The organism is Stutzerimonas nosocomialis, from assembly GCF_005876855.1.
In the GTDB taxonomy this organism is placed as follows: domain Bacteria; phylum Pseudomonadota; class Gammaproteobacteria; order Pseudomonadales; family Pseudomonadaceae; genus Stutzerimonas; species Stutzerimonas nosocomialis.
Genome location: NZ_QLAE01000071.1, coordinates 1 through 2,233, shown reverse-complemented (window position 1 = coordinate 2,233; position 2,233 = coordinate 1). Strand labels below are relative to the sequence as shown.

The 2,233-nt window shown below is 65.9% G+C and carries 2 protein-coding genes; both read left to right on the top strand.

The annotated features are described in order from the left end of the window. Positions 1-421: 421 nt before the first annotated feature. On the top strand, positions 422-1,246 hold the full coding sequence (locus DN824_RS22325; protein WP_138410506.1) for an NAD-dependent epimerase/dehydratase family protein: 825 nt from the start codon (positions 422-424) through the stop codon (positions 1,244-1,246). Positions 1,247-1,290: 44 nt separating this feature from the next. After that, positions 1,291-2,187, top strand: a complete 897-nt coding sequence (locus DN824_RS22320; RefSeq protein WP_138410505.1) for an SMP-30/gluconolactonase/LRE family protein — start codon at positions 1,291-1,293, stop codon at positions 2,185-2,187. The last annotated feature ends 46 nt before the right edge of the window (positions 2,188-2,233 follow it).

The following is a 2,233-nucleotide window of genomic DNA, read 5'->3' as shown; positions in this document are numbered from 1 at the left end:
CCGGACGAAAGGACGGACTTCAGCTCTTGTGGATTCATGGAGGGGTCACCTTGAAAGGGTCTTATTGTTGGGTGCGCAAGAATCGTTGCGTGATTTGTTATAAGTCATCGTACAACTACATGCAAGTCACCCGGAGTGCCCTGCGCGCCCGACCGGCCGTTCCGATGTCGACGTTGGTGCAATGGGCAAGCCGGGCCGGGCTGACTAAGGTAACCCGCGAACCAGTTGCCCGACGCCTTGTCTGATCACGCCGAGGCCCGATCTAAAGCCTCTCGGCCGGGCCGCTGCGGCGCCTGCCCGGCAACTCGCGGCGCTGGCCGCCGGCCGGCGGGTTGACAAAGGCGAGACAGCTGCAAAATAATCGAAACTCGTCATACGACGACCGATGACACCAACAAAAATAAGCGACGGGCTACCGACCATGACAAGCACGACCTTCTCCGACACACCGTTCAACCGCCTCCTGCTGACGGGCGCCGCAGGAGGCCTTGGCAAGGTGTTGCGCGAGAGCCTGCGTCCCTACGCTTCGATCATCCGCCTGTCCGACATCGCCCCCATGGCACCGGCCGAAGGCGACCACGAAGAAGTGGTCCCCTGCGATCTCTCCGACAAGGCCGCCGTGCATGCCCTCTGCGAAGGCGTGGACGCCATCTGCCACTTCGGCGGCGTCTCGGTCGAACGACCCTTCGAAGAGATTCTCGAAGCGAACATCCGCGGCGTCTTCCACATCTACGAAGCCGCCCGCCGCCACGGCATCAAGCGGGTGGTCTTCGCCAGCTCCAACCATGTGGTCGGCTTCTACAAGCAGACCGAGAAGATCGACGCCAGCGCTCCGCGCCGCCCCGACGGCTACTACGGCCTGTCCAAGTCCTACGGCGAGGACATGGCGAGCTTCTACTTCGATCGCTACGGCATCGAGACCGTCAGCATCCGCATCGGCTCCTCCTTCCCCGAGCCCCAGAACCTGCGAATGATGTCGACCTACCTGAGCTACCGCGACCTGACCAACCTCATCGGCCGCTCGCTGTTCACCCCTGGGGTGGGCCACACCGTGGTGTACGGCATGTCGAACAACCGCGACGTCTGGTGGGACAACCACATGGCCGCCCACCTGGGCTACGAACCCCAGGACAGCTCCGAGCCGTTCCGCGCCAAGATCGACGCCCAGCCGCCGTACGCCCCCAACGACCCGGCGGGCCTCTACCACGGCGGCGCATTCGTGGAGGCGGGCCCCTTCGACGATTGACCCGACCCGACGCCGAACCGCGAACAACAACAAAGAGAATCGCAATGGCCAGCCAAGCAGAACTCATCTTCGATGCGCAGAACGCCACCGGCGAAAGCCCGGTCTGGGTGGCGGCCGAACAGGCGCTCTACTGGGTCGACATCCCCAACCGCCAACTCCTGCGCTGGACGGCAGCCGACAACCAGGTCACGCGCTGGACCGGTGAACAGATGATCGCCTGCATCGCCCGCCGCGCCGGCCACGGCAACCGCTGGGTCGCGGGCATGGAAAGCGGCGTGTTCGAGGTCGTCCCGCAGGATGACGGCACCCTCGCCGCCAGCCCCCTTGCCTCGGTGGAGCATGCCCAGGGCGGCATGCGCTTCAACGATGGGCGCTGCGATCGCCAGGGACGCTTCTGGGCCGGCACCATGGTCATGGACATGGGCGCCGGGATAGCGGCCGGCGCGATCTACCGGATCGACGGCGCCTCGGACGCCCCCCTGCGCGCGCAACTGAACGACTTCATCGTGCCCAACGGGCTCGGTTTCAGCCCCGACGGGCGCACCCTGTACCTCTCCGATTCGCACCCCAGCGTGCAGAAGATCTGGGCCTTCGATTACGACACCGACAGCGGCACGCCGAGCAATCGCCGGCTGTTCGTCGACATGAACGAGCACCCCGGCCGGCCGGACGGCGCCGCGGTGGACGCCGACGGCTGCTACTGGATCTGCGGCAACGATGCCGGGCTGGTCCACCGCTTCACCCCGGACGGCCGCCTCGACCGTTCCCTCGCCGTGCCGGTGAAGAAGCCCGCCATGTGCGCCTTCGGCGGCAGTCGTCTCGATACCCTGTTCGTCACCTCCATCCGCCCGGGCGGCGATCTCTCCGACCAGCCTCTGGCGGGCGGCGTGTTCGCCCTCGACCCGGGCGTCACCGGACTGGAGGAACCTGTTTTCCGCTGACCCTGTTCCAACCGAGGAAAGCCGGTTCCGCCGCCCCCTCGATGCT